Source organism: Mumia spirodelae, from assembly GCF_050632745.1.
Taxonomy (GTDB): Bacteria; Actinomycetota; Actinomycetes; order Propionibacteriales; family Nocardioidaceae; genus Mumia.
The window spans coordinates 481,998-500,837 of sequence record NZ_JBODSD010000001.1; the positions used below are offsets into that span (position 1 = coordinate 481,998).

At 72.4% G+C, this 18,840-nt stretch carries 17 protein-coding genes; 9 read left to right on the top strand and 8 right to left on the bottom strand.

Going from position 1 to position 18,840, the window contains the following annotated elements; translation table 11 throughout:
- Positions 1 to 17: 17 nt before the first annotated feature.
- On the bottom strand, positions 18 to 1,241 hold the full coding sequence (locus tag ACQSSQ_RS02420; RefSeq protein ID WP_431325436.1) for an acetyl-CoA C-acetyltransferase: 1,224 nt from the start codon (positions 1,239 to 1,241) through the stop codon (positions 18 to 20).
- A gap of 89 nt (positions 1,242 to 1,330) precedes the next feature.
- Here ACQSSQ_RS02420 and ACQSSQ_RS02425 point away from each other — a divergent pair, with 89 nt between their 5' ends.
- Genes ACQSSQ_RS02425 through ACQSSQ_RS02440 form a run of 4 tightly spaced genes read left to right on the top strand, consistent with a single transcriptional unit; the run spans position 1,331 to position 5,494 of the window.
- Positions 1,331 to 2,197: an SDR family NAD(P)-dependent oxidoreductase gene (locus tag ACQSSQ_RS02425; RefSeq protein WP_431325437.1), complete on the top strand. Its 867-nt coding sequence runs from the start codon at positions 1,331 to 1,333 to the stop codon at positions 2,195 to 2,197.
- A gap of 3 nt (positions 2,198 to 2,200) precedes the next feature.
- On the top strand, positions 2,201 to 3,850 hold the full coding sequence (locus tag ACQSSQ_RS02430; protein ID WP_431325438.1) for a class I adenylate-forming enzyme family protein: 1,650 nt from the start codon (positions 2,201 to 2,203) through the stop codon (positions 3,848 to 3,850).
- A gap of 4 nt (positions 3,851 to 3,854) precedes the next feature.
- The gene (locus tag ACQSSQ_RS02435) at positions 3,855 to 4,733 is read left to right on the top strand and encodes a MaoC/PaaZ C-terminal domain-containing protein (protein ID WP_431325439.1); all 879 of its coding nucleotides are present in this window, start codon (positions 3,855 to 3,857) and stop codon (positions 4,731 to 4,733) included.
- Positions 4,730 to 5,494, top strand: coding sequence for an enoyl-CoA hydratase/isomerase family protein (locus ACQSSQ_RS02440; protein WP_431325440.1), 765 nt, complete (start codon positions 4,730 to 4,732; stop codon positions 5,492 to 5,494). Before ACQSSQ_RS02435 ends, ACQSSQ_RS02440 begins: the two co-directional genes overlap by 4 nt.
- Positions 5,495 to 5,504: 10 nt before the next feature.
- Here ACQSSQ_RS02440 and ACQSSQ_RS02445 read toward each other — a convergent pair whose 3' ends face one another.
- Genes ACQSSQ_RS02445 through ACQSSQ_RS02455 form a run of 3 tightly spaced genes read right to left on the bottom strand, consistent with a single transcriptional unit; the run spans position 5,505 to position 8,124 of the window.
- Entirely contained in the window at positions 5,505 to 6,323 is an 819-nt protein-coding gene (locus ACQSSQ_RS02445; protein ID WP_431325441.1) for a CoA-transferase subunit beta, read from the bottom strand.
- On the bottom strand, positions 6,320 to 7,207 hold the full coding sequence (locus tag ACQSSQ_RS02450) for a CoA transferase subunit A (RefSeq protein WP_431325442.1): 888 nt from the start codon (positions 7,205 to 7,207) through the stop codon (positions 6,320 to 6,322). Before ACQSSQ_RS02450 ends, ACQSSQ_RS02445 begins: the two co-directional genes overlap by 4 nt.
- A 5-nt stretch (positions 7,208 to 7,212) precedes the next feature.
- On the bottom strand, positions 7,213 to 8,124 hold the full coding sequence (locus tag ACQSSQ_RS02455) for an enoyl-CoA hydratase-related protein (RefSeq protein ID WP_431325443.1): 912 nt from the start codon (positions 8,122 to 8,124) through the stop codon (positions 7,213 to 7,215).
- 98 nt (positions 8,125 to 8,222) lie between these two features.
- Between ACQSSQ_RS02455 and ACQSSQ_RS02460 the strand changes: the two genes are divergently transcribed.
- Complete coding sequence (locus ACQSSQ_RS02460; protein ID WP_431325444.1) at positions 8,223 to 9,377, top strand: acyl-CoA dehydrogenase family protein; 1,155 nt, start codon at positions 8,223 to 8,225, stop codon at positions 9,375 to 9,377.
- Positions 9,378 to 9,470: 93 nt separating this feature from the next.
- Here the strand turns inward: ACQSSQ_RS02460 and ACQSSQ_RS02465 are convergent, their stop codons facing one another.
- Genes ACQSSQ_RS02465 through ACQSSQ_RS02480 form a run of 4 tightly spaced genes read right to left on the bottom strand, consistent with a single transcriptional unit; the run spans position 9,471 to position 13,493 of the window.
- Positions 9,471 to 10,604 (bottom strand): hypothetical protein, encoded by a 1,134-nt coding sequence (locus ACQSSQ_RS02465; RefSeq protein WP_431325445.1) that lies wholly within the window; start codon positions 10,602 to 10,604, stop codon positions 9,471 to 9,473.
- Between the two features lie 37 nt (positions 10,605 to 10,641).
- Positions 10,642 to 11,550: a TIGR03619 family F420-dependent LLM class oxidoreductase gene (locus ACQSSQ_RS02470; RefSeq protein ID WP_431325446.1), complete on the bottom strand. Its 909-nt coding sequence runs from the start codon at positions 11,548 to 11,550 to the stop codon at positions 10,642 to 10,644.
- Positions 11,547 to 12,314 (bottom strand): SDR family oxidoreductase, encoded by a 768-nt coding sequence (locus tag ACQSSQ_RS02475; protein ID WP_431325447.1) that lies wholly within the window; start codon positions 12,312 to 12,314, stop codon positions 11,547 to 11,549. The genes ACQSSQ_RS02470 and ACQSSQ_RS02475 overlap by 4 nt, the downstream gene beginning before the upstream one ends.
- A 3-nt stretch (positions 12,315 to 12,317) precedes the next feature.
- On the bottom strand, positions 12,318 to 13,493 hold the full coding sequence (locus ACQSSQ_RS02480; protein ID WP_431325448.1) for a thiolase family protein: 1,176 nt from the start codon (positions 13,491 to 13,493) through the stop codon (positions 12,318 to 12,320).
- A gap of 116 nt (positions 13,494 to 13,609) precedes the next feature.
- Between ACQSSQ_RS02480 and ACQSSQ_RS02485 the strand changes: the two genes are divergently transcribed.
- From ACQSSQ_RS02485 to ACQSSQ_RS02500, 4 genes are read left to right on the top strand one after another with little or no spacing between them, the layout of a single operon-like run.
- Positions 13,610 to 15,190, top strand: coding sequence for an AMP-binding protein (locus tag ACQSSQ_RS02485; RefSeq protein ID WP_431325449.1), 1,581 nt, complete (start codon positions 13,610 to 13,612; stop codon positions 15,188 to 15,190).
- Positions 15,187 to 16,341, top strand: coding sequence for a CaiB/BaiF CoA transferase family protein (locus ACQSSQ_RS02490; RefSeq protein WP_431325450.1), 1,155 nt, complete (start codon positions 15,187 to 15,189; stop codon positions 16,339 to 16,341). Before ACQSSQ_RS02485 ends, ACQSSQ_RS02490 begins: the two co-directional genes overlap by 4 nt.
- A gap of 32 nt (positions 16,342 to 16,373) precedes the next feature.
- Positions 16,374 to 17,981, top strand: a complete 1,608-nt coding sequence (locus ACQSSQ_RS02495) for an AMP-binding protein (protein ID WP_431325451.1) — start codon at positions 16,374 to 16,376, stop codon at positions 17,979 to 17,981.
- Positions 17,978 to 18,838, top strand: coding sequence for an enoyl-CoA hydratase/isomerase family protein (locus ACQSSQ_RS02500; RefSeq protein WP_431325452.1), 861 nt, complete (start codon positions 17,978 to 17,980; stop codon positions 18,836 to 18,838). The genes ACQSSQ_RS02495 and ACQSSQ_RS02500 overlap by 4 nt, the downstream gene beginning before the upstream one ends.
- Positions 18,839 to 18,840 lie beyond the last annotated feature (2 nt).

Below are 18,840 nucleotides of genomic sequence, written 5' to 3' on the forward strand. Positions count from 1 at the left end.
GCTCGCCGCGTCCCGCGTCAGATCCGCTCGACGACGGTCGCCGTGCCCATGCCGCCGCCGGTGCACATGGTGACGAGGCCGGTCGTCCGGTCGCCGCGCTCGAGCTCGTCGATCAGGGTCGCCATCAGGATCGGCCCGCTCGCGCCGATGGGGTGACCGAGGGCGATGGCGCCGCCGTTGACGTTGACGCGGTCGAGGTCCACCTTGGCCTCGCGGCTGAACCGCAGCACGACCGAGGCGAACGCCTCGTTGACCTCGAACAGGTCGATGTCCTGGAGGGACATCCCGGCGAGCTCGGCGCACCTCTGGGCCGCCGGGCCGGGCGCCGTCAGCATGATGACGGGCTCGGCGCCGGCGGTGGCTGTCGCGACGATGCGGGCGCGGGGCGCCCAGCCCTGGGCCCGGGCGTACGCCTCGCTGGTGACGAGCACCGCCGCGGCTCCGTCGGCGAGGCCGGACGAGTTGCCGGCGTGGTGCACGTGCGCGATCTCGTCGACCTCGGGATAGGTCCGGATCGCCATCGCGTCGAACGGCTCCGCGTACCCCTCGAACGTCTGGCTCCCGAGCCCACCGAACGACGGCTTGAGCCCGGCGAGCGCCTCGGCGGTGGTGGCGCGGGGGAGCTCCTCGTGGTCGAGCACGACCGTGCCGTCGGGCGCCAGCACCGGAACCATCGACCGCGCGAACCGGTCGTCCGCGATCGCCACGGCCGCGCGACGCTGGGACTCCGCGGCGAGCGCGTCGACGTCGGTGCGCGAGAACCCCTCGACCGTCGCGATCAGGTCGGCGGAGATGCCCTGCGGGATGATCGGGTAGCGCTCGCGCAGCCGCTCGTTGCCGGCGTCGAGCGTCGTGCGGTCCGGCATCGGGTACTGCGACATCATGTCGACGCCCGCGGCGACGACCACGTCCGCCTGGCCGGACTCGACCATCATCGCGGCCGCGTTGATGGCCTGCTGCCCCGACCCGCAGGCACGGTTGAGGGTGACGCCGGGAACGGTCGTCGGCCAGCCTGCGGCGAGAGCGGCCAGGCGCCCGACGTTGTCGCCGTGGCTGCCGACGGGATTGCCGCACCCGGTGATGACGTCGGCGACCGTCGACGGATCGAGGGTGTTGCGACGCTGCAGCTCGCGCAGCACGCCGGCGAGCAGCTCCTGGGGGTGGATGCTGCTGAGCGCGCCCCCGGGCTTGCCCTTGCCTCGGGGGGTCCTGACGGTATCGACGATGACGACGTTCTTCATGTCGCGACACTTTACTGCCCGACTGGTTGGTTGGCTATACTGAGCGCCACCGCGGCTCGGCAGGGTCGCCACGAGCAGGAGGAGCGCACATGGCAGAGCTTCGTTTCGACGACCGGGTGGCGGTCGTGACCGGCGGGGGCGGGGGACTGGGCCGGGCGTACGCGCGGCTGCTCGCGTCGCGGGGCGCGAAGGTCGTCGTCAACGATCTCGACGTCAAGGACGACGAGGGTCGTACGCCTGCCGGTGCCCTGGTCGAGGAGATCACCGAGTCCGGGGGGACGGCCATCGCCCACGACGGGTCCATCGGTGAGACCGGCGCCGGGGAGGCGGTCGTCGCGACCGCGCTCGACGCGTTCGGCCGCGTGGACGTCCTGGTGAACAACGCCGGCATGGTGCGCGACCGGTCGTTCGCGAAGATGTCCGACGAGGAGCTGTCCGACGTGCTCGCCGTCCACTACTTCGGAGCGTACGCCCTGACGAAGGCCGCGTGGCCGCACCTGCGCGCTCAGGAGTACGGCCGCATCGTCTTCACGACCTCCGTCGCCGGGCTGTACGGCAACCTCGGTCAGGCGAACTACTCCTCCGCCAAGGCCGCGCTCGTCGGACTCGGCCGTACGCTCGCCGTGGAGGGTGCCCGAAACGGCATCAAGGTCAACCTGATCTCGCCCGGGGCCGCCACCGCGATGACGGCGGCGATGCTCCCCGAGCGCCTCCACGAGAAGATGTCGCCGGACCGCGTCGCGCCGATGGTCGGCTACCTGTGCCACGAGTCGTGCGAGGTCACCGGTGAGGTCTTCCACGCCGTCGCCGGGACGTTCGCGCGCACGTTCATCGCCCAGACGCAGGGCTACGAGAACGCTGAGGCGACGATCGACGACGTCGCCGCGAACCTCGGACAGATCATGGACCTGTCCGAGTGGAGCATCCCCGGCCAGGCCGTCGAGCTTCCGGAGTGACCGATGAGCAAGACGAGTGCCGCTGAGACCGACGGGCGGAGGCGCATCGGCCCCCTCGCGCAGTGGGAGGCCGACCGCCTCGACGACGTGCTCGAGGAGTCCCTCCCGCAGATGCTCGCCCGCCGGCTGCCCGAGCTCGGTGACGCACCGGCGCTGCGGTGGCGGGAGGACGGCGCCTGGCGCGAGCTGTCGTACGCCGCGCTCGACCGCGATGCCACGACGATCGCGGGCGCCCTCGCCGGGCGGTTCGCGCCGGGCGAGCGGGTCGGCGTCTGGGGCCGCAACTCCGTCCCGTACGTGGTGCTCCACTACGCGTGCGCGTACGCCGGCACGATCCTGACGCCGCTCAACACCGGGTGGAGCGACGACGAGGTCCGCCACGGCGTGGGGCTGACCACCCCGTCGATCGTGTTCGCGGGCGCGACGTTCACCGGGGAGAGCCTCGTACCCCGCGCTTCGGGGCTGGTCGACGACGCCGAGGTCGTCGCGCTCGACGACCTGCTCGCGTGGGCCGGCTCGCAGCCGGTGGGCGACCTTCCCGACGTCGCCCCTGAGGACCCGTTCCTGATCCAGTTCACCTCCGGCACGACGGGTCGCGCCAAGGGTGCCGTCGTGAGCCACCGGGCCGCGGTCAACGGGGCGTTCCAGCGCAACCACCACGACGTGATCGGCGACGACGACGTCTGGCTCAACCCTGTCCCGTACCACCACATCGGCGGCTCGTGCTTCGTCGTCTTCGGTGGCCCGCTCGGCGGGGGATCGTTCGTCGTGGTCGACCGATGGAGCCCCGGCGAGGCGACGGACCTGCTGCGCACCGGGGTGATCACCCGGCTCGGTGGCGTGCCGACCATGCTGGTCGACGTCCTCGACCGCCTCGGTGACTCCGCCGACGACGCAGGGATCGTGTCGGTCGGCCTCGGCGGTGCCACCGTCAGCCGTGCGCTGGTCGAACGGATCCGCGACCAGCTGGGGGCGCCGACCGTGATCGGGTACGGACAGTCGGAGTGCCCGCTCATCACCTCGACCGACGTCGCCGACGACCCGGAGACCGTGTCGCGCACCGTCGGCAGGCCGCTGCCCGGCGCGACCGTCCGCATCGCCGACGTCCTGACCGGGGAGACCTGCCCGGTCGGCGTGCCGGGCGAGATCCAGGTGCGGTCCCCGAACGTGATGGCGGGCTACTGGCAGGACCCCGACCAGACCGCCGCGACGATGACCGCCGACGGCTTCCTTCGTACGGGCGACGTCGGAGCGATGGACGAGCTCGGCTACATCGAGTTCCGCGACCGGGCGAAGGACGTCATCATCCGCGGCGGCGAGAACATCTACCCGGCCGAGGTCGAGGAGCTGCTCGTGCAGCTCCCGCAGGTCGCGGCCGCGGTGCTGGTCGGCGTCGACGACGCGAGGCTGGGAGAGACGGTCGCCGGTGTCGTCGTGCGCGTCCCGGGGACGGAGATCTCCACCGACGAGCTGACGGCCCACCTGACCGGCAAGGTGGCACGGTTCAAGATCCCGATCGCGTGGCGGTTCGTCGACCAGCTGCCGATGACGGTGTCGGGCAAGATCCGCCGCGTCGCCGTCCGGCAGGAGACGAACGAAGCGCTGGCGTCGTCAGCCGGCCACCCCGAAGACCTCACGAGCACAAGGAGCTAGCCCGATGCCGATCGACCCCTCCGCCGCCCTCGGCGCGACGCCCGCAGTGACGCAGATCAGCTGGCAGGAGTCCGACGTCCTCCTCTACCACCTCGCGCTCGGCGCCGGTGCCGATCCGACCGACGTGCGGCAGCTCGCGTACGCGACCGAGAGCGGCAAGGAGGTCCTGCCGACCTTCGCGGTGGTGGCGCCGACCCTCCGGGCGACGGCGCCCCCGGCCGTCAGCTACCCGGGAGTCGACGTGGACCTCCGGACGATCCTGCACGCGAGCCAGCGGGTCGAGCTGCACCGCCCGATCCCGCGCGACGGCAAGGCAGAGGTGTCCACCGGCGTCGCCGCCCTCTACGACAAGGGGTCGGCCGCGATCATCGTCGTGGACAGCGAGGCGGTGGGCTCCGACGGCGAGCCGCTGTGGACGTCGAGCATGCGGATGTACTCCCGCGGTGAGGGCGGGTTCGGCGGCGACCGAGGTCCCGACGGACCGCCGGCGCTGCCCGACCGGGCGCCGGACCACATCCTGGAGACGACGATCCTCCCGCAGCAGGCGCTGCTGTACCGCCTGCTCGGGGACCGGAACCCGCTCCACAGCGATCCGGCGGTCGCGTCCGCGGCAGGCTTCCCGCGCCCGATCCTGCACGGGCTGTGCACCTACGGGGCGGTCTGCCAGGCCGTCGTCGACCGCGTCCTCGACGGGCGTGCGTCGGCCGTGCGGTCGCTCGAGGCGCGGTTCGCCGGAGTCGTGTTCCCCGGTGAGACGCTGCGGACGGCGGTGTGGGTCACGCCGGGCCGTATCTTGTTCACCACCGAGGTCGCGAGCCGCGACGGCGCTCCTGCGCTGACCGGTGGCGAGCTGGTGCTGGCCGGCTCGGAGGGGGACGCATGAGCATCGAGGTCGCGCGCGACGGCGGGGTCGTCGAGATCACCCTGAACGCGCCTGAGCGCCGCAACGCGCTCAGTCCCGAGGAGTTCGCGGAGCTGGGCGACGTGCTGCGTCAGGTCGCGGGGTCGTCGGCCGACCGGGCCGTCCTGATCACGGGCGCTCCGGGTGCGTTCTGCTCGGGCGCACACCTTGCGGAGACGGTGCCGGACGACTCGGTGGTCGCGATCATGGGCCGCATCCACGAGGCCGCGCGCGCCCTCCACCGGCTCCCGCAGCCGGTCGTCGCCGCGGTCGGCGGCCCGGCGTACGGGGCGGGCATGAGCATCGCCCTCGCCGCCGACCTCACGCTCGCGTCGGAGCGGGCGGTGTTCTGCCAGGTCTTCGTCAAGCGCGGCCTGGTCCCTGACTTCGGGAGCTCGTGGCTGCTGCCGCGCATCGTCGGCATGCAGGCGGCGAAGCGGCTCGCGCTCCTCGGGGAGCCCGTCGGCGCGGACGAGGCGGCGGCGCTCGGCATCGTCGCGGAGGTCGTCCCCGACGACACCCTTGCCGTGCGCGCCCGCGAGGTCGCCTGCAGGTTGGCCGCGGGTGCACCGGTCGCGCAGCGGCTGACCAAGCAGCTGCTCCACGCCTCGTACGAGACGTCCTTCGACACCCAGCTCGATGCCGAGGCGGCCGCGGCGGCGGTCGCGACGGGGACCTCGGACGTGGCGGAGGCGTTCGCGGCGTTCGCGCAGAAGCGCGACCCGGTCTTCACGGGACGGTGACGGCTGCGGCTCACCCTGCCGGGAAGCCGCGTCGGCGGTAGCCCTCGGGGTCGATCTCGTCGCGCAGGAGCGCCACCTGCGCGACGGTCGGCGGCGGGGTCACCTCGACGTCGGCGATCACGGGGACGAAGCCGGTGGCCGCGAGCACCTCGTCGACCGTGTGCCCCTCGTGCACCGTGCGCAGGCGCATGCGCTGCGAGGACGGCGCGAAGTCGAACACGGCGAGGTTCGTGACGACCAGTGCCGGCCCGCCACCGAACCCGCGACGCGCGCGCTCGCCGTACCCGTCGAGGTAGCCGACGCCGGACCGGAAGTCGACGCGCTCGACCAGCGTGCGCGGGTTGTGGTCGGTGACGACGTAGACGATCCGCTTGTCGAGCACGCTCATGTCGGCCAGGCCCGCCGTCCCCGAGAGGCGTACGCGGGGGTGGTGGTAGTCGCCGACGACCGAGATGTTCGCGTTGCCGAAGGCGTCGAGCTGAGCGGCGCCGGCGAAGAACGTGCGGAAGCGCCGCGGATCGGCGATCCAGTCCCAGAGCTCGGTCGCCACGTCGACGTACATGAGGGCGCTGTCCCACAGCGGCCACTCGAAGGTCGACGCCGTCAGCCGTGGGCGCGACGGCGAGACGCCCGTCCCGCCAGCCACCCACACGAGTCCGGGCGCATGCGTCCGCCGGGCCATCTCGATCGCGCAGACGGGGACGAACGACGACAGGCCGTTGAGCACCTGGTCGTCGTCCGCGAGCTCGGCAGCAAGACGGCTCACCACGAGCTCGTCGACGGTGTAGTCGGTGGACGGAGCACCGGCCGGCGGCGCAGCGCCGCTCACGACGCCCGCTCCAGCGTGAGCGCGGCGAGGCGGTCGACGCCGACGCGGGCGAGGTAGTCGTCGTGCGTCGCTGGTCCGTCGACGTGCGAGGCCAGGAACGCCTCGGCATCGGCAGGCACGCGCGACGCGTCCGCCCAGGACTGGAACGCCTCGGCGTCGTAGTCGTAGCGCGGGAAGAGCGACGTGGGATGGGCTCCGTACGGGGCGAGGACGACGGCGTCCACCGCGAATCCCGGGAGGATGGTCCGCTCCGGGTGCTCGCGCAGCGTGTCGGCGTCGACGATCTCCTCGACGCTGACGACCACCCGGTCGCTGGCCCGCGGCAGCAGCGTGGTCATCGGGTGGCGCGGGCCAGGGTCGAGGGCCACGTTGCCATCGGCGTCGGCCCGATGGGCGTGCAGCAGCGCGACGTCGGGGCGGAGTGCCTGACAGGCCACGACCGGCGGGCCTCCGAAGGGGTCGTCGACCACCGCGAGATGGGCGTTGCCGACGGTCAGGAGGTCGGAGCCGAGCATGCCGCGCGTCGGCAGGAACGGGAGCCCGCGGGCGGCCGCGCCCAGGCGCGCGAGCAGCGCGGTCTCGGACAGCTCCTCGAGCTGTACGGCGCCGGACTCGACGGCGCGCCGGACCTGGCGGCACATGCCGTAGCTCTCCATCGTCACGGCCGCGGTGGTCAGGCGTGCGAGTGCGCCGCGGGTCGCGAGCCAGTCCAGGGCCATCGACCCGCTGAGCGAGACGGCATGGAGCTCACGCCGGCCGGCCGCGAGGAGTGCGCGCACGAGGCTCATCGGCGCGCACTGCGTGGGACCGGCCTGGAGCCCGACGACGTCTCCGTCACGGACGAGTCCGACCGCCTCCGCGGCCGTCATCACCTTGTCCGGCATCGGCGTCACTCCTTGGCGAGTCGCGGTGGGACGTACGCCGGTGCGGGGAGGGTGGCGAAGACGTCGGGGAGGTCGGTGCTGACGCGGGCACGGAAGTGCGGGGCGCGCTTCTCGAGGAACGCCGTCACGCCCTCGCGGACGTCGGCGCTGGTGCTGCGGGCGTCGAGCGCACGGGTCTCGATCTCGTGCGCGCGCACCGGATGAGGGAGCTCCAGCGACCGCCACAGCATCCGGCGGGCGAGCGAGGCCGACACCGGGGCCGCGTGCGTGCTGATGCGCTCGGCGATCGCGTACGCCTCGTCCATCAGGCGGTCCGCCGGGTGCACCGCGTGCAGCAGGCCCTTGGCGAGTGCCTCGTCGGCGGTGATCTTGCGGGACGTCAGGATCCACTCCTGCGCGGTCGACATGCCGACGAGCCGGGGGAGGAACCAGCTCGAGCACGACTCGGGGACGAGCCCCCGCGCGGTGAACACGAAGCCGATGGTCGTCTCCGGAGTCGCCAGGCGCAGGTCCGCGGGCAGGGTGAGCGACGCGCCGCCGCCGACCGCCGGACCGTTGAGAGCGACGATGACGGGCTTGAGCGCGTCGTAGATCCGCAGGGCCATGACGCCGCCGGCGTCCCTGCGCGGCTCGCGCCACGACACCGTGTCGCCGACGGCGCTCGGTGCGCCGGGCGGCTCGTCCTTGCCGAACCAGTCGGCGAAGGTCCCGGCGCCGGCGCTCAGGTCGGCGCCCGCGGAGAAGACGCGGCCGGCTCCCGTGAGCACGATGCAGCGCACGTCGTCGTCGGCGTCGCACCGGTCGAACAGCGCGACGAGCTCGTCGAGCATCGACTCGCTCAGGGCGTTGAGCGAGTCCGGTCGCGACAACGTGAGGGTCGCGACGTGGTGGTCGAGGGCGAACGCGACGTCGCTCATGGATCCCCTCCCTGCCGGCACTGTCGCTGCACTCTAGTCAACCGACTGGTTGGCTGGCAAGGTAGGGTGCAGCACTCCGAACCGGTGAAGAGGTTGGCATGGACTTTCGAGAATCACCCGAGCACGCGGCGATCCGAGCGGCGGTCGCCGAGATCGGGGCGAGCTTCGGCCACGACTACTTCGTGAAGTGCACGACGGGCGGTGTATTCGTCGACGAGCTGTGGAGCACCGTGTTCGGGCAGGGTTTCGGCGGCGTCAACCTCCCCGAGGAGTACGGCGGGGGTGGCGGCGGCATCTACGAGATGGCGATCGTGATCGAGGAGCTCGCGGCCCAGGGATGCCCGTTGATCTTCCTCATCGTCGCCGGCATGTGCGGCCCCATCATCGACGACTTCGGGACCGACGACCAGAAGCGCCGCTGGCTCCCGGCGCTCGCGTCCGGCCAGCAGAAGATGTCGTTCGCGATCACCGAGTCCGGCTCAGGCTCGAACGCCCCGAACCTCGCGACCACCGCCCGTCTCGAGAACGGGAGCTGGCGGCTGTCGGGGCAGAAGCAGTACATCACTGGGATCGACGTCGCCGACGCGGTGCTGGTCGTCGCGCGCACCGGGACCGATGCCAAGGGCCGCTCGGAGCTCGGGCTGTTCATCGTCGAGACCGACCGGCCCGGACTGGAGTACCAGCCGATCCCGATGGAGATCAAGGAGCCGGACCGGCAGTTCTCGGTGTTCCTCGACGGCGTCGACGTCCCCCAGGCGAACCTCGTCGGCGGCGTCCCGGGGAAGGGGATGCTTCAGGTCTTCTCGGGCCTCAACCCCGAGCGGATCAACGTCGCGGCACAGGCGGTCGGGCTGGGGCGCTACTTCATGGGCAAGGCGGTGTCGTACGCGAAGAGCCGCGACGTGTGGGGTCAGCCGATCGGCGCGCACCAGGGCGTCTCCCACCCCTTGGCCGAGGCGAAGATCCAGATCGAGCTCTCGCGCCTGATGGCGTACAAGGCCGCCTGGGAGTTCGACCACGGCGAGCCCACCGTCGGGGAGTCGGCGTCGGTCGCCAAGCTGGCCGCTGCCGACGCGGTGCTGTTCGCCTTCGACCAGGCCGTGCAGGTCCACGGCGGCAACGCGTTCGCCAGCGAGTACGGGATCGCCGACCTGTGGGGCCTCACGCGCCTCATGCGGTCGGCGCCGGTGAGCCGCGAGATGGTGTTGAACTACGTCGCGCAGCACACCCTCGGCCTCCCGCGGTCGTACTGACCCTCCGGTCCCCTTCCATCCCCACCGCGTTGGTGCGTGAGTGGTCACCGGCCTCGTCCGCGTGACCACCCATGCACCAACGCGGAGGGTGGGTCACCGGATGACGGTCGGGACGGGGCGCGGGCGGCGGGCAAGGGGGTCAGGGATGGTCCGCAGGTCGGCGGCCGGGTACGCGAACCCGGGCGCGAGCAGGATCCCGGGCGGTGCGGCGACCACCGAGGCCGCTGCCTGGACCAGCTGTACGGCGGTGGCCAGGTTCGCGGCGGACTGCCGGTCGTCGACGCCGAAGACGTCGTGGGTGTCGGAGGTGAACAGGTCGGCGCGGGTCCGGACGTCGATCGGCAGGCCCTCGACGGCCACCTCGTACATGTCGGGCGAGCTCAGCACGATCGTGGGGTCGACGAGGTCGGCGTCGAGGTACCACAGCTCGCGGATCGAGAGCACGGTCTCGCCGCCGACCACCCCGGACCACGTCCCGTCCACGACGGCGACCGTACCCTCCTCGACCGTCACCCCGGCGCACTCCAGCGTCCGCGGGCTCGGCACGTAGTCGACCTCCGCGACGAGCTCGTCCAGCTCGAGCCCCAGCAGGTGGCCCAGCCCCGCGAGGCACTCGAAGTAGTAGCGGCTGAGGATCTCCTTGCGCGTGCGCGACCCGAGCCGCTCGGGCCGCTTGCCGAAGCCGATCGCGGCGATGATCTCGCCGGCGTGGTGGCTGAGGTCGCACACCTCGCGGACCGCGATCGACGACACGGAGGTGCACAGGCTCGCGCTGGTCAGGGCGAAGCGCTCCACGAACCACCCGGGGTGCACGCCGGTCCCGTGCAGGGTCGTGCCGCCCGCTGCGCACGCGTCCTCCAACGGTCGTACGTAGTCCTCGCCGTGCTGCCACGGGAAGAAGTACGCCGTGGTGGTGACGACGTTCTTGCCCGAGCGCAGCAGCCGGGTGATCTCCTCGTGCCGCGCGGACTCGTCCGGCGTCGACGCCCCGGCGTAGAGGACGACGTCGGCGTCGAGCGTGTAGATCGCCTCCTTGTCGTCGGTGATCGCGATGCCGCACGGCTCCTCGCCGATGTACGCGAAGGCATCCTGGCCGACCTTCGACGGCGAGTACGCCAGGCATCCGACGAGCTCGAGCTCGGGGCGGCGGGCGATCTCGCGCAACGCCTGCGAGCCGGTGTAGCCGGGTCCCCAGACGACGACGCGGTACGGACGGGTGCGCTCCATGGGCGGGGACCTCCAGGGTCTCGGGGCAGGGCGGCGGTCAGCGCACGAGGACGTGCTCGGCGATGAGGTCGATGGTGCGGTGGTAGGTCTCGTGGCGGGCCGGGATGTCGACGATGACCTCGCTGACGCCGAGCTCGGCGATCCGGGCGAGCTGTTCGCGCGCCTCGGCCTTCTCGAGCCGGGGCCGGCGGAGCTCGCCGCGGTGCGGGATCGGCGGTCGTGGCGCGCCGTCCTCGACCGGGTGCACGAGCCAGCGCGCGACGATGGCCGGGCACGGCGTGCCGGCCTCGTCGGCGAGCCCGCGGAGCTGGGCGACCTTCGCCTCCAGCTGCTCGATCGTGCCCTGCCCCGGCGCCCAGCCGGCACCGTGCTCGAGCGCGCGGCGCATCGAGCGAGGGCCGTCGCCGCCGACGAGCACGGGCAGGGGCTGCTGAACGGGGCGGGTCAGGGGGCACAGGTCGCGGAAGCGGACCCACGCGCCCTCGTACGACGCGACGTCCTGCTCCCACAGCACGCGCATGGCCTGCAGGTACTCGTCCGTCCGCCGCCCACGCTCCTCGAACGGGACGCCGAGCGCCTCGAACTCGCCGCGGACGTGGCCGACACCGACGCCGAGGACGACCCGGCCGCCCGAGAGCCGGTCGACCGTCGCCACCTCCTTGGCGGCGACGACGGGGTTGCGGTACGGCGTCACGAGCACGTTGGTGCCGAGGCGGACGCGCTCGGTGACCGCGGCTACGTGACCGAGCAGCGGGAAGACGTCGAGGTACGCGTTGCCGAAGACGTCGGCCTGCTCCTGCGGGATCGCGACGTGGTCGCCGAACCACAGGCTGTCGAACCCGGCCTCCTCGGCGTGCCGGCAGACCTCGGCGACGACCGCGCCGTCGAACCAGCGCGCGTAGTTCGGCGGTGCCAACCCGACCTTCATCCGCGGACCATCCGTCATGAACGGCCTCCCCGGTCGTGCTGTGCGCCACCGTCGACGACGAGGACCGCACCGGTGACCCAGGCGGACTCGTCCGCCAGGAGGAACGACACCGCGGCCGCGACGTCCTCGGGTGTCCCGAGGCGGGCGAGCGGGACCCGCGCCGTCAGCGCCGTACGGTCGCCGGCGGGGATGTGGTCGGCCATCTCGGTCGCGATCAGGCCCGGTGCGACCGCGTTGACGCGGACCCGCGGGGCGAGCTCGACCGCCAGCTCGCGGGTGAGGTGGGTCAGCGCCGCCTTCGTCGCGTTGTAGTAGCCGGTGTTCGGCGACACGACGAGCCCGCCGATCGAGGTGACGTTGACGATCGCGCCGCCGCCCTCCCGCATCCCGGCCTCGTACGCCAGTCGCGACCACCACAGCGGCGCCCACAGGTTGACCTCGGCCATCTTCGCGGCCGCCGAGGCCTCGACGTCGAGGGTCGGTCCCCACTGCGGGTTGACCGCGACGTTGTTCACCAGGAGGTCGACCCGGCCGTGAGCCTCGGCGGTCGCCCGGACGCAGGCCGTCGCGGCCTCGGGGTCGGCGGCGTGGCAGACGACGGGCGTACAGCGCTCGCCGAGCTCCTCCGCGGCGGCGGCGAGGGCGTCGTGCTTGCGGCCGGTGATCGTCACGTGCGCTCCGGCGTCCACGAGCCGGCGCGCGACCGCCCGGCCGATCCCACGCGAGCCGCCGGTGACGATCGCGACCCGCCCCGCGTGCTCGTCCGTGGTGTGCTCGGCCACCGCTCAGTCCAGGAGCTCGACGATGGTGGCGTTCGCCATCCCGCCGCCCTCGCACATGGTCTGCAGGCCGTACCGCGTGCCGGTCCGTCGCAGGTGGTGCACGAGGGTCGTCATGATCCGCGCCCCAGAAGCCCCCAACGGGTGGCCGAGGGCGATCGCGCCGCCGTTGGGGTTGAGCGCGTCGAGGTCGGCTCCGGTCTCGGCCAGCCAGGCGAGGGGGACGGGGGCGAACGCCTCGTTGACCTCGAAGCAGCCGATGTCGCCGACACCGAGGCCCGATCGCGCCAGCGCCTTGCGGGTCGCCGGGATCGGGGCACCGAGCATCATCACGGGATCGTCGCCGGCGACCACGCTCGTGTGGATGCGGGCCATCGGCGTCAGGCCGAGCTCGGCGGCCTTGGCCGGTGTCGCGAGCAGGAGCGCCGCGGCGCCGTCGCTGATCTGCGAGGCGTTGCCCGCGTGGATCACGCCGTCGGGCTTGAACGCCGGGCGGATCGCGCCGAGCGACGCGAGCGTGCCGCCGAGCCGGATCCCCTCGTCAGCGGTCACGGGGTCGCCGGGCGGGGCCACGGGCGCGATCTCGTCGTCGAACACGCCCCCGGCGGCAGCCTTCGCGGCCAGCTCGTGGGACCGCAGCGAGAACTCGTCGAGCCGGGTCCGCGACAGGCTCCACCGCTCGGCCATCATCTCGGCGCCGATGCCCTGGTTGAAGTGCTCGACGCCGTACCGCTCGCGCATCGCCGCCGACATCGGCTCTCCGAGGCCGTCACCGAGGGTGGCCCCGATCGGCACCCGCGACATCATCTCGACGCCGCCGGCGACGACCAGGTCGTACTGGCCGGCGACCAGCCCGGCCGCCGCGAAGTGCACCGCCTGCTGCGACGAGCCGCACTGGCGGTCGAGGGTCGTGGCCGGGACGGACTCGGGCCAGCCGGCGGACAGGACGGCGTTGCGCCCGATGTTGAGGCCCTGCTCTCCGACCTGGTGGACGCATCCCCAGACGACGTCGTCGACCTCGGCCGGGTCGATCCCTGTCCGCTCCTGCAGCGCTGTCAGCACGTGCGCGGACAGGTCGATGGCATGCGTGCCGGAGAGCCCGCCGCCCCGCCGCCCGACGGGCGTACGGACGGCGGCGACGACAACGGCGTCGCGGTCGGCGGGGGTCGGGGTGGAGGTCATCACCGCTCCTCGTTCCTCGGTCGATCGGGGGTCTTGCGCGGCCGCTCGGGCCTAGCCCAGCAGGTCGTGTTGCGGTAGCGTAACCCACCAACTGGTCGGTCTGGTAGGGAGACGATGTGACGAACACCGAGGCGGGCATCCTGCCCGCGAGGCTGGCGCAGCGGGTCGAGGCGGACCCTGGCGCGCACCTGGCCGGGATCGACGGCGCATGGATCACGGTCGAGGAGGTCCAGGACGCCGCACGACGGCTGGCGTACGGGCTCCACAGGCTCGGCGTACGGCCGGGAGACCGGGTCGCGTCGATCATGGCGAACCGGCGGGAGGCGGTCGACCTCTTCTTCGCCTGCGCCGAGCTGGGAGCCGTCCAGGTGCCCCTCAACGTCTTCCTGAAGGGCGAGTTCCTGCGCTACCAGATCGCCGACTCCGACCCGTCGGTGCTGATCGTCGACGAGGAGGCCTTCGACGCCACCAAGAAGCTGATCGCCGCCTCCGGCCTCACCACCACGCTGATCGCGCTCGACCAGGGCGACGGGAGCGCACCGCGGCTCGCCGACCTCTACGTCGTGGGGGAGCGTGCGTGGGAGGAGCCGACGCCCGACTCGCTGCTCAGCATCCTCTACACGTCCGGCACGACCGGGCTCCCCAAGGGCTGCATGATCGACCAGGGCTACTTCCTGCACATGCCGAAGGCCCACATGATGTTCGACTGGTTCAAGCCGGCCGACACGTCGATCACGACGCTTCCGCTCTACCACGGCTTCGGCCTGAGCTCGCTCATGGACGCGCTGGTCGCCGGGTGCCGCGTGGACTTCGAGTCGACGTTCAGCGCCTCGACGCTGATCTCGCGAGCCCGCGAGGTCGGGGCGACCCAGCTCTGGGCCGTCGGCGCGATCGGGGCGGCACTGCTCGCGACGCCTCCGTCGGACGCCGACCGGGACCACACGATCGAGCGGGCCGTCTTCATCCCGATGGCGCCGCAGGCGCAGCACGCGTTCGAGGAGCGGTTCGGCGTCGACGTCCTGGCGGAAGGCTACGGGCAGACCGAGGTGCTGCCCGCGACGATGGGTGGCGTCCGCCCCGGCCGGGACCAGCCCAGCTGCGGCAAGGCACTCCCTTGGCTCGACGTCCAGGTCGTGGACGACGACGACCGTGTCCTTCCCTCCGGGGAGTCCGGCGAGATCGTCGTTCGCCCGCGCGAGCCGCACTCGATCTTCTCCGGCTACTGGCGCAAGGAGGAGGCGACGCTCGAGGCGTGGCGCAACCTGTGGCACCACACCGGCGACATGGGCCGCTTCGACGACGAGGGGATGCTGTACTTCGTCGACCGCAAGAAGGATGCGTTGCGCCGACGCGGCGAGAACGTGTCGTCGGTCGAGCTGGAGGTCGCGCTGGTCCAGCACCCGGGCGTCGCGCAGGTCGCCGTGCACGCCGTGCCGTCGGAGCTGTCCGAGGACGAGATCAAGGCGTGCCTGGTGCTCGAGGACGGGTACGCCCTCGACCCGGCGGAGATGTTCGGCTACTTCCGCGAGCACCTGCCGTACTACGCGATCCCGCGATACGTCGAGGTGATCGACGCGCTGCCGGTGAATGCGATGGGGCGGATCCTCAAGCACAAGCTGCGCGCCGACTGGGACACCCCCGAGACCGTGGACTTCCTCGCGCTCGGGCTGACGGTGAGCAGGAGCGAGCGCCGATGAGCGACGGACGCAGCGGCCCGCTGGCGGGCGTGAAGGTGCTGGAGATCCAGGGTCTCGGCCCCGGCCCGTTCGCCGGGATGATCCTGAGCGACTACGGCGCCGACGTGGTGCGGGTCGACCGGGTCGAGAACGTTGCCCCGGGGCGCGAGGGACCCGCCCCCGTCGACGTGCTCGGACGCGGGCGGCGCTCGATCGGGGTCAACCTGAAGAGCCCCGAGGGCGTCGCTCTCGTGCTGGAGCTGGTCGAGCAGGCCGACGTCCTGATCGAGGGGTTCCGGCCCGGAGTGATGGAGCGCCTCGGCCTCGGCCCCGACACGTGCCTCGAGCGGAACCCACGGCTCGTGTACGGCCGGGTGACCGGCTACGGCCAGGAGGGTCCGTGGGCCCCGTACGCCGGGCACGACATCAACTACATCGCGCTGTCGGGCGCCCTGTGGTCGATCGGTCGCGACGGCGAGGCACCCGTGCCCCCGCTCACGTACGTGGGCGACTTCGGCGCCGGCGGCATGTTCCTCGCGCTCGGTGTCTGCGCCGCCCTGGCCGAGCGGGCGACGTCCGGCCGTGGACAGGTCGTCGACGCGGCGATGATCGACGGCTCCGCGGTGCTCGGCGGGTTCCTGTACGGGATGCGTGCCGCGGGGATGTGGGGCGAGGAGCGTGGCAAGAACCTCCTCGACACCGGCACCCCGTACTACGAGACGTACGAGACCGCCGACGGGCGCTGGGTCGCGGTGGGGGCGATGGAGCCGAAGTTCTTCGCCAACCTCGTCACGACGCTCGGGCTCACGTTCGATCCGCGGGACCAGGACGACGAGGGGGCGTGGGAGGCGCTGCGCAAGGAGCTCGCCGCCACGTTCAGGACGCGGACGCGAGACGAGTGGGCTGCGCTGCTCGACTCGGCCGAGGCGTGCGTCGCACCGGTGCTGTCGCCGTGGGAGGCGCCCGACCACCCGCACCACGTGGCGCGCGCGACGTTCACGACGAGCAACGGCGTGGTGCAGCCGAGCCCGGCGCCGCGCTTCGCGCGTACGCCGGGGCAGATCGCCGGACCTCCGCCCCGCTCGGGTGAGCACACCGACGACGTGCTCACCGAGTGGGGCATCGACCCGGACGCCCTGGAGCGTCTGAAGGCGTCGGGCGACGTCGCGTGACGACGGACCCCGATCGAGACGAGGGAGAGACCGTGAGCAGTGCACGAACCGAGGAGCGCTTCGCCACCCGGACGATCGCGGCGGCCTTCCAGCGCCGACTGGACCACGAGCCGGACGCGCCGTTCGTCCGCTGCGGAGGCGACTGGATCACCCCCGCCCAGCTCGACGAGCGTGCCGACCGGCTCGCGACCGGACTGGCGTCGCTCGGCGTCGGAGCGGGCGACAAGGTGGCGACGATCCTGCCGAACCGGATCGAGACCGTCGAGCTCCTCTTCGCGGTCGACAAGCTGGGCGCGGTCCAGGTGCCGCTGAACTACTACCTCAAGGGCGACTTCCTCGAGTACCAGCTGAACGACTGCGGCGCCGAGATCCTGGTCGCCGACACGGCCGGGTACGAGGCCGCGCGGGGGCTGCTCGCCGCGACGCCCGTCCGCCACCGGGTGCTCGTCGACGAGCCCGAGCCGGGCGCCGTCCCGTACGGCGAGCTGCTGACGGCGTACGAGACCCACGCGCGGGAGTCGGCGCCGGGCGACATCGTCTCGATCATGTACACCTCCGGCACCACCGCCGCGGCGAAGGGCTGCCTGCTCAGCACCGGCTACTACACCGCCGTCGGGAGGGCGTACGGGATGCGCCGGTGGGTGGTCCCGGGCGACCGGATGTTCACCGGCTTCCCGATGTTCCACACCAGCGGCCAGATGGTCGCGTTCATGTCCGCGCTGGTCAACGACGCGACGATCAGCATCGCGCCGGAGTTCCACGCCTCGACGTTCATGGCCGAGGCGGCGGCCGACGAGGCGACGATGCTCGTCGGTGTCGGCCCGATGGGGCAGATGCTGCTCGCGCAGCCCGAGCGCCCCGACGACGCGGCGCACCCGTTCCGGCTGGCGGTGTGGGTGCCGATGGGACAGGACGACCAGCGGGCGTTCGAGGAACGGTTCGGGACGCCGGTGATGTCGGAGGGCTACGGGCAGACCGAGTGCGTCCCGATCACCAACACGGACCCGGGCGGCCCGCGCGACCGGGCGACGTCCGGCCAGGTCTCCCCGCTCATCGAGGTCCGCATCGTCGACGACCAGGACGACGAGGTTCCGCTGGGGGAAGCGGGCGAGATCGTCGTACGCCCCCGCGAGCCGCACGTGATGTACAGCGGCTACTGGAACAAGCCCGAGACCACGGTCGACACCTGGTCCAGCCTGTGGCACCACACCGGCGACCACGGGCGGATGGACGAGAACGGGTGCGTGACGTTCGTCGACCGCAAGAAGGACGTCATCCGCCGGCGCGGCGAGAACGTGTCGGCGCTCGCGGTCGAGGGCGTGCTGCGCGGACACCCCGCGATCCAGGACGTCGCCGTCTCCAGCGTCCCGTCGGAGGTCGGTGAGGAGGAGATCAAGGCCAGCCTCGTCCTCGCGGGGACGCTGACGCCGGAGGAGCTCTTCGACTTCGCCGAGGCCCGGCTGCCGTACTTCGCGGTCCCGCGGTACGTGGACGTCCGCGACGCGCTGCCGGTCAACGCCTTGAGCCGGGTGATGAAGCACGTGCTCCGCGACGAAGGGGTGACCGACACCATGTGGGATCTGAACGCGCTCGGACTGGTGGCCACGCGCCGCGGTCGTACGGATCGGGTCCGCGCGTGAGCGGGGGCGACGGGACTGCGCCCGACGTCCTGGTCGAGCGCCAGGGCAGCGTCATGGTCGTGACGCTGAACCGTCCGGAGCGGCACAACGCCATCGGCGGCACGATGCTCGAGGGCATCGCCGAGGCGTTCGCCGAGGCGGCCGCCGACGACGCGGTCCGCGTGGTCGTGACCACCGGGGCGGGCTCCGACTTCTGCGTCGGCGCCGACGCAGACGACCTCGGCGGCGCGGGTGACGCCAGCGCGCGCGAGATCCTGTCGGGCACCACGCTCGGAGGTCGCAAGGGCCTCCCCGAGCTGACGGCGTACGAGCGGAGCCTCGACGACCTCGGCAACGCCGGTCGCTGGACCGAGAGGATCTGGCGGCTCGAGAAGCCGACGATCGCGGCGGTGAGCGGCGTGGCGGTCGGCGGAGGCTTCGGCATCGCGCTGCTGCACGACCTGATCGTGGCCGATCCGGCCGCGCGGCTGGGGGCGGGGTTCGCGCCGATCGGTCTCGCGCCCGAGCTCGGGATCAGCCTTCTCCTGCCCCGCGTGGCGGGCCTCTCCGTCGCGGCGGACCTGTTGTTCACCGGGCGGTTGGTCGATGCTGTCGAGGCGAAGGAGATCGGTCTGGTCAACCGGATCTCCGCCGAAGGGCGGAGCCTCGACGCGGCGATGACGCTGGCCGACCGCGTCGCCGCCATGCCGCCGCTCGGGCTCCGCGCGGCCAAGCGCGTCCTGCGCCGCTCGATGACCAGCACGATGGTCGAGCAGCTCCGGGAGGAGCACGCGGCCCAGCTCGTGCTCTTCGACCACCCCGACACGCATGAGGCCTTCGCGCGGCTGTCGCGTCGGCTCTCCGAGAAGGCGGGGTGAGT

Coding starts and splice junctions, on each gene's coding strand:
- ACQSSQ_RS02420 (WP_431325436.1), bottom strand. CDS start 1,241: ATGAAGAACGTCGTCATCGTCGATACCGTCAGGACCCCCCGAGGCAAG.
- ACQSSQ_RS02425 (WP_431325437.1), top strand. CDS start 1,331: ATGGCAGAGCTTCGTTTCGACGACCGGGTGGCGGTCGTGACCGGCGGG.
- ACQSSQ_RS02430 (WP_431325438.1), top strand. CDS start 2,201: ATGAGCAAGACGAGTGCCGCTGAGACCGACGGGCGGAGGCGCATCGGC.
- ACQSSQ_RS02435 (WP_431325439.1), top strand. CDS start 3,855: ATGCCGATCGACCCCTCCGCCGCCCTCGGCGCGACGCCCGCAGTGACG.
- ACQSSQ_RS02440 (WP_431325440.1), top strand. CDS start 4,730: ATGAGCATCGAGGTCGCGCGCGACGGCGGGGTCGTCGAGATCACCCTG.
- ACQSSQ_RS02450 (WP_431325442.1), bottom strand. CDS start 7,207: ATGCCGGACAAGGTGATGACGGCCGCGGAGGCGGTCGGACTCGTCCGT.
- ACQSSQ_RS02455 (WP_431325443.1), bottom strand. CDS start 8,124: ATGAGCGACGTCGCGTTCGCCCTCGACCACCACGTCGCGACCCTCACG.
- ACQSSQ_RS02460 (WP_431325444.1), top strand. CDS start 8,223: ATGGACTTTCGAGAATCACCCGAGCACGCGGCGATCCGAGCGGCGGTC.
- ACQSSQ_RS02465 (WP_431325445.1), bottom strand. CDS start 10,604: ATGGAGCGCACCCGTCCGTACCGCGTCGTCGTCTGGGGACCCGGCTAC.
- ACQSSQ_RS02470 (WP_431325446.1), bottom strand. CDS start 11,550: ATGACGGATGGTCCGCGGATGAAGGTCGGGTTGGCACCGCCGAACTAC.
- ACQSSQ_RS02480 (WP_431325448.1), bottom strand. CDS start 13,493: ATGACCTCCACCCCGACCCCCGCCGACCGCGACGCCGTTGTCGTCGCC.
- ACQSSQ_RS02490 (WP_431325450.1), top strand. CDS start 15,187: ATGAGCGACGGACGCAGCGGCCCGCTGGCGGGCGTGAAGGTGCTGGAG.